Here is a 6872-nt window from a genome sequence, read left to right as displayed (position 1 = left end):
GCACGCAGTGCCGACGAGGCATTAGACATTATTAAAACCTGGTTACCGGACCTGGTTTCGCTGGATCTTAAAATGGATGGCGCGTCCGGTCTCACCGTTATTCAGCCGTTAACCGCAGCGAATCCTGCGATACGTATTGTTATATTAACCGGTTACGCCAGCATTACCACCGCAGTAGAGGCGATCAAATTAGGCGCAACACAGTACCTGCCAAAGCCCGCCAATGCAGATGATATCCTGACAGCTCTGCAGCAATACGATGCCGATGAAGAGATCGACATTTCAAGCCAACCGATGTCTGTCAATCGTCTGGAGTGGGAGCATATTCAGAAAGTATTGAATGAACATGATGGCAATGTATCAGCCACCGCTCGTGCATTAGATATGCACCGCAGAACCCTGCAACGTAAGTTGGCAAAGCACCCCGTCAGACAGTAATCACTTACTGCTCATCGATATACAGCCGCGCGTTAAAGGTTCTGATCCAGTCAGGATAAAACACCATGATACCGGTCATCAAAATACCGTTCATCAGCCCTTCAGGAAACATGATCAGTGGAAGGTAATTCACATATTCCTGAGTAATTTTACTCCAGGGATAAACACCATCCAGCCACAGCACTACAGACATCATCAGCCCAGAAACCGCGATCACTACAGATGAGCCTAGAAAGCCGCAAAGGAACAGGTAGATAAAAAAGTTTTTCGGTAGCTTCTTATCCACCAGTTGATGAATAGCATGAGACAAAAAGGCAGGAATAATCACCAGGCACAAGCCATTCACCGCAAAACCCTGCCAGCTCTCTTTTCCCAGTAATGTCATACCCAGCAGCACCAGTGATGCTGATAGAATCGCCAAATCCCATCCCAGAATTAACGTCAGTGCGGTAACACCAAGAAAATGAATACTTAAACCCGGTGAGATCCCTGCCCGCATGCTCCACATAAGCAAGAGTAAAACTGTCGCACCAAAAAAAAGATGCTGCAGCCCACGGTTAGCCGAAATGACCCGCCAAGGGCTTCTCCAGACAGCCAGAAGCAATCCACTCACATATAAGATATTGGCCATCCAAAGCCACGAACCTGAAAGAAGACTCTCTGTAATATTCATATCAACAATCATTTTCTTTGATAACATTATTACCTGATCATTCTACTCCTATCTTCCTAAGATAGAACACTTCACCTTTTACCCTGCTGGCGTAGAATGCTTCTACTCTTATCCTCCTACTACTTCCGTTGTTTGCTTATGTAATGCAACGGCACTGCTGTCGTATCGATGACTTTACGCATAATAAAGGCAGACTTCACTCCGGCTACCCCTTTGATACGCGTGATCTTTCCTAACAAAATGTCGTGGTAGCTATCCATATCGGGCACTGCGACTTTAAGTTGATAATCAGCATCGTGTCCGGTAATCAGGTAACACTCCATCACCTCAGGTATTGTGCTAATCCCTTTCTCAAACTCTTCAAAACGCTCAGGGATATGCTTATCCATACTAATATGCAACAACGCGATTAGGTTTAAGCCAACGCTGCGCTCATTGATGCGAACAACCTGGCTGGCAATGACGCCACTCTCTTCCAGCTGTTTAACACGGCGTGAACAAGGCGCAGCCGTTAAACCAATGCGTTCGGCCAATTCCTGATTAGAAAGTGAGGCATCACGCTGAAGCTCGCGCAATATTGTGATATCAAAACGATCCAGTTCAACACCAATCATTACAGAACACCCCTAATACGCAATTATATACAATAAAATACAATTAATTATTACATTATTTTGCGTAAACAAATAACAATTAGCAAGATTAGCAAGGTAATTGCGCTCATATCTACGTACACTTTTCATTATCGGAATCACAGACCGGCATCCACCCGATGGCCGAAGAGAATAAAGCCAAAAGCGAACCTTCTCACTGCACCCGATGCTGATCAGGCAACCTTTTGCACCACAAGTGCAGCGAAAATCAGCAAGCCCTGGCGCAGAAACAACGCGAATCAGGGCTTTGTAATAAATACTTTTCCTCCACTGATACTTATAGATTCAACAGACAGATACAGGAAGCCGGTTATGTTTGATCATCGCAAATATCGTTCTTTTACCCCTATTCGTCTTGCTGACCGCACATGGCCAGACAAGCAGATCACTCATGCACCCGACTGGTGTAGTGTTGATCTTCGCGATGGTAATCAGGCACTAATCAACCCGATGAGTATCGAACAAAAAACCCGTATGTTTACCCTGCTGGTCAAATTAGGGTTTAAAGAGATCGAAGTAGGCTTCCCTTCTGCCTCACAGCCTGACTTTGATTTTGTACGTAAACTGATCGAAGAAAACCTGATACCGGACGATGTCTGTATTCAGGTGTTAACTCAGGCCAGGGAGGACCTGATCAAGCGCTCGTACGACGCCTTAAAAGATGTCAAACAAGCCATCGTACATGTTTACAACTCCACCTCAACTGTACAGCGCGAACAAGTTTTCGGGCTTGATCGGGACGGTATCAAAGCCATTGCCGTGCAAGGCGCGCGTTGGGTGAAAGACTATGCCGCACAATACCCACAAACACGATGGAGCTTTCAATACTCACCCGAAAGCTTTACCGGCACCGAAATGGATTACGCTGTAGGGGTCTGCGATGCAGTGATTAACGAGTGGGTTGATGAAAATGCGCGCGACCTCATTATCAATTTGCCAGCCACCGTCGAAATGTCGACACCGAATGTATTTGCGGATCAGATCGAGTGGTTCTGCCGCCACCTGAAACAACGCGAACGCGTACGCGTTAGCTTACACACACATAATGACCGGGGCTGCGGTGTCGCCGCAGCTGAGTTAGGCATCATGGCCGGTGCTGACCGCATCGAAGGCACATTAATCGGCAATGGCGAACGTACGGGCAATATGGATATCGTGACCATGGGAATGAACCTGTATTCTCAGGGAATCGATCCTGAATTAGATTTTTCCAATATTAAAGAGATCATCGATGTTGTCGAATACTGTACCGAGCTAGCGGTTGCGGCACGTCATCCATGGGCTGGCGAGCTGGTTTACACCGCATTTTCGGGTAGTCATCAGGACGCTATTCGCAAATCGATAAATTACCACGAAGTGCATAACTCACCTTTCTGGGAAGTCGCCTACTTGCCCATTGATCCCAGAGATATCGGGCGGGAATATGAGGCGGTCATCCGCATCAACAGCCAAAGCGGCAAAGGCGGTGTAGCCTTGGTGCTGGAGCGTGACTACGGTATTACTTTACCTAAATGGATGCATGGAGAATTAAGCAAAGTAGTCCAACATGCCACAGAAATCAGCGGAGAAGAGATCTCGCCGGCACATATTAATGCGCTGTTTAAAAAGCACTTTACGACGGTCCCAGCGCCTTGGTTACTACAAGATTACGACTTGCATACGGATGATGGAAGAGTCAGCGCTAAGTTCGTAATAGGCCTGAGCGACACGTTAAGAGGAACAGGCAGCGGTGCCGTCGATGCATTATGTGACGCCCTGGCGCAACGCTACAACACCGAGATAGAGATCATTCAATTTGACGAGCACTCTCTCACGCAAGGAACCACAGCACAGGCACAAGCCAGTATTGCCTTAACGATTAATGGTACCCGTTTTTCTGCTGTTGCCGTGGCGACAGATACCTCCGCGGCCGCATTACAGGCAGTCTTAACGGCCTTCGCACAAAGCAATTCAAATGCACTCAAAGGTGCTGCATAAGCAATTCATCCCCTCGGTGACGATTCGTCGTCACCACTGCTTTGCTCAACAATCTACAATATCCTCAGCCTTTTAATGGTTATTTTCATTTTTTGAGTTATAACTAAATACACTCCTTAAATTAAATCCGACTCATTAAGCCTATTTTTTTGATGGTGTGATATTCAATCGTATGCAGTTTTATACAGCTTTTTAAAAAGCGGCTTAGCTAATGACAGGTACATTTTCATGCAGATATTGGTTGTTGACGACAACAGACTTATACGCGAAATGGTTAGCGCCATCATTGCTGACGAAGGCTACACACCTTTCACAGCAACAGGCGCAAAGGAAGCCCACACTGTTCTCGATACAACAGACATTGACCTGATTCTAATGGATGTTGAGATGTCGGATATAAATGGATTTGAGCTAACCCGCCAGATACGCCAGCGCTTGAAAGAACATTGGATACCCATCATTTTCCTCACCGGAAAAACCAACGAAGAGCACTTAGTCGAAGGGATAGACGCCGGCGGTGATGACTACCTGAGCAAACCGGTTAACAGTACTGTCCTGAGTGCAAAAATACGCGCCATGGCACGTATCGCACAAATGAAGGCCGCATTAGATGAAGCCAACCAACAACTGTTAAGGCTCACGCACGTTGACCCGTTAACAGACGCTATCAACCGACGCGGCATGGACGAAGCATTAGATCGCGCCTGGAGAATTACTCAACGTGAAAAAACAGAACTATCACTGGTTCTGATCGATATCGACCACTTCAAAGCCTATAACGACCATTATGGGCACCCGCAAGGCGATGTATGCCTGAAGACCTTCAGCAAAACCATTCAGGGGCAGCTGTTCCGCGCAGGAGATTTGTTAGCCCGCTATGGTGGAGAAGAGTTTTTACTTATTTTGCCGAATACGCCGGTAGAAGGCGCAAAAATGTTATGCGAACGCATTATTGAAGCACTCGCAGACGTAAATCTGCAACATGCCTTTTCCGCAACCCGCCCGCACGTTACAGCAAGCTTCGGAATCTCTTCCACCCTCGGCAATGCAAAAAACACAGCCCAATTGATAGAGCAGGCGGATAAAGCCTTATACGTATCCAAAGAATCAGGAAGAAATCGATTCACCCACTATTTAGAAGCATCCTAGCTTTTTTGAAACAGCATACCTATCTAAAAACAGCGTACCTATCTAGAAACAGCATACCTATCTAAAAACAGCGTAGCCAGGTAGTAACATCCTGGCTACGCAGAAATACGGTAGCTATAGAGCAATGCATCTTCCACTCCGGCAACGCTGGCGTAATAACCTTTGCGCCGTCCATCCTGTATAAAACCAAATGACTCATATAGCCGGATAGCGGCCGAATTACGCTCACGCACTTCCAGCAATAAACGCAGTATGCCTGCCACCTTCAATTGCCGACAGAGCTGCGCTAATAATTTTTTAGCCATACCACGCCCCTGATATTCAGGAAGCAACGCTATCTGATAAAGTTCAGCTTCATCTAATACCGACCCGACCAGAGCATACCCAACGAGATCGCCCTGAACCTTAATACCCAGATTTATAGCATTCACATTCAGAAGTTGTTGCTGTATCTGTTTTTCAGACCAATGGTCATCGGTAAAACACTGACCTTCAATCTGCATTATCAGAGGAGCGTCAGCGCTAAATAACGAAACGATCTCAAGCATTAACAGGCAGGACTTTTTGCAGGTCGCCCCAGACCTCTTTTTTGCACTCAGGGATCTGCAACATCTGTGTCAGACTAAGCGATGTCATCGCTTTCATCTGGGATGAATAGTTGAAAACAACTGCCCGCAGCTCATCAATGCCCTCTTCACGCTGCATCCCCATTTGAGCGGCAGACTCACCTAAAAACAGCAGTAAACGAGGTGTCGCCTGCTGCAACAACTTTTGGATTTTATGCTTCACAGCTAGCGAGGCTTCGGCTTTACCCTGATCCAGTGAGTCACCTGCCAGCATAGGCCAGGCCAGCACATAAGGCGCCGCCAAAAGCTCAGCGTCCAGCCCCATCGCTTTCACCATGTTCGCACAAAGAGCCTGATATTTACCTTGCGTTATCCCACCGCGACTCAGCAGAGGCAGGCTATCAACCACCAGCAGGTCTTTATACAACCAGAATCCCAGACGAAAACGGGGGGCTTTCTCTTTGCCGGAACGCGGTTTAATCTCCACGTTTGGCATTGCCAGATCAGCTTCGCTCGTCTCCTGACCAGTCCTTGCCTGAACAGCTGTAGCCGTAACACCAACTGCCGTTGCACTGCTACGCTTTAAGGAAGCGTGCGGTGTCAGCGTTTCCCTGCGTTGCTTAGATGATCTGTCTGATGGCGCGAGCAAATCAAGCGATGCTGCCGTAACAGGAGCCACCGCCTGTTGATGATGTACTTTTTCGCTGATGTCAGATGCATCTTCAACCAGATCATCTGATTCAAAAACATCTGCTTCATGCCCATAGAGAAATTCATAGACGCTTTCATGAGAAAGACGTGCACCCGGCAAAGCAGAGCGAGGCAACCAACTGGTCACCCCCATCGCCTCTAAATACTGGTGTCGACGCTGCTCGGCACGCAAATGCTCAACTGTTTGCTCAACTGCCACTGCCATTAAACCTGTGGATGTGCTTTTTGCACATTGGCATCCAACAAGTTGAGCGCATGCACATAAGCTTTCGCCGAAGCGATGATGATATCGATATCCGCCCCCATGCCATTAACAATGCGACCTGCTTTCTCCAAACGTACCGTTACTTCACCTTGTGAATCTGTACCGCTGGTGATGGCATTAACCGAATACAACTCAAGGCTGGATTCAGAGTGCACTATAGCTTCAATCGCTTTGAGTGCTGCATCAACCGGACCACCACCTTCCGATTCAGCCTTATGCTCAACACCGTCAACCATCAGAGTGACCTGAGCGACAGGCACTTCACCGGTCTGAGAGGTCACATTCAGAGAAGACAGTTTATATTTCTCATACGCATCCGCCGCACGCACATCAGATACCAGCGCAACCAGATCTTCATCAAAGATCTCATGCTTCTTATCTGCAAGCTCTTTGAAGCGCGCAAAAGCATGGTTGAGTTCTGTATCTGAGCTGAAACTAGT

General features: G+C 47.3%; 8 protein-coding genes. 3 read left to right on the top strand and 5 right to left on the bottom strand.

Annotated features, from left to right (window positions below):
* Window positions 1-438 (top strand): response regulator transcription factor (locus ABY436_RS18060; protein WP_372740327.1); only part of this gene is annotated, 438 nt, incomplete at its 5' end.
* A 4-nt stretch (window positions 439-442) separates the two neighbouring features.
* Here ABY436_RS18060 and ABY436_RS18055 read toward each other — a convergent pair.
* Both ABY436_RS18055 and ABY436_RS18050 read right to left on the bottom strand, forming a co-directional pair.
* A complete protein-coding gene (locus tag ABY436_RS18055) occupies window positions 443-1111 on the bottom strand; it encodes an energy-coupling factor ABC transporter permease (RefSeq protein ID WP_372740326.1) in 669 nt (222 codons plus the stop codon).
* 119 nt (window positions 1112-1230) lie between these two features.
* A complete protein-coding gene (locus tag ABY436_RS18050; protein WP_372740325.1) occupies window positions 1231-1725 on the bottom strand; it encodes an Lrp/AsnC family transcriptional regulator in 495 nt (164 codons plus the stop codon).
* A 351-nt stretch (window positions 1726-2076) separates the two neighbouring features.
* On the opposite strand from ABY436_RS18050, the gene leuA reads away from it, so the two are divergent.
* Both leuA and ABY436_RS18040 read left to right on the top strand, forming a co-directional pair.
* A complete protein-coding gene (gene leuA / locus ABY436_RS18045; RefSeq protein ID WP_372740324.1) occupies window positions 2077-3741 on the top strand; it encodes a 2-isopropylmalate synthase in 1665 nt (554 codons plus the stop codon).
* Window positions 3742-3969: 228 nt separating this feature from the next.
* A complete protein-coding gene (locus ABY436_RS18040; RefSeq protein ID WP_372740323.1) occupies window positions 3970-4890 on the top strand; it encodes a diguanylate cyclase domain-containing protein in 921 nt (306 codons plus the stop codon).
* A gap of 95 nt (window positions 4891-4985) precedes the next feature.
* On the opposite strand, the gene rimI is transcribed toward ABY436_RS18040, so the two are convergent.
* The 3 genes from rimI to ABY436_RS18025 form a co-directional block, all read right to left on the bottom strand.
* A complete protein-coding gene (rimI, locus tag ABY436_RS18035; RefSeq protein ID WP_372740322.1) occupies window positions 4986-5438 on the bottom strand; it encodes a ribosomal protein S18-alanine N-acetyltransferase in 453 nt (150 codons plus the stop codon).
* The gene (locus ABY436_RS18030) at window positions 5431-6366 is read right to left on the bottom strand and encodes a hypothetical protein (RefSeq protein WP_372740321.1); all 936 of its coding nucleotides are present in this window, start codon (window positions 6364-6366) and stop codon (window positions 5431-5433) included. The genes rimI and ABY436_RS18030 overlap by 8 nt, the downstream gene beginning before the upstream one ends.
* Window positions 6367-6371: 5 nt before the next feature.
* A partial coding sequence (locus tag ABY436_RS18025) for an alpha-isopropylmalate synthase regulatory domain-containing protein (protein ID WP_372740320.1) occupies window positions 6372-6872 on the bottom strand: 501 nt, incomplete at its 5' end.

The organism is Neptunomonas sp. (assembly GCF_041601355.1).
Lineage (GTDB): Bacteria > Pseudomonadota > Gammaproteobacteria > Pseudomonadales > Balneatricaceae > Neptunomonas.
Note: the sequence above shows the minus strand (reverse complement) of the source record. Positions and strands in the feature narration are given on the sequence as shown.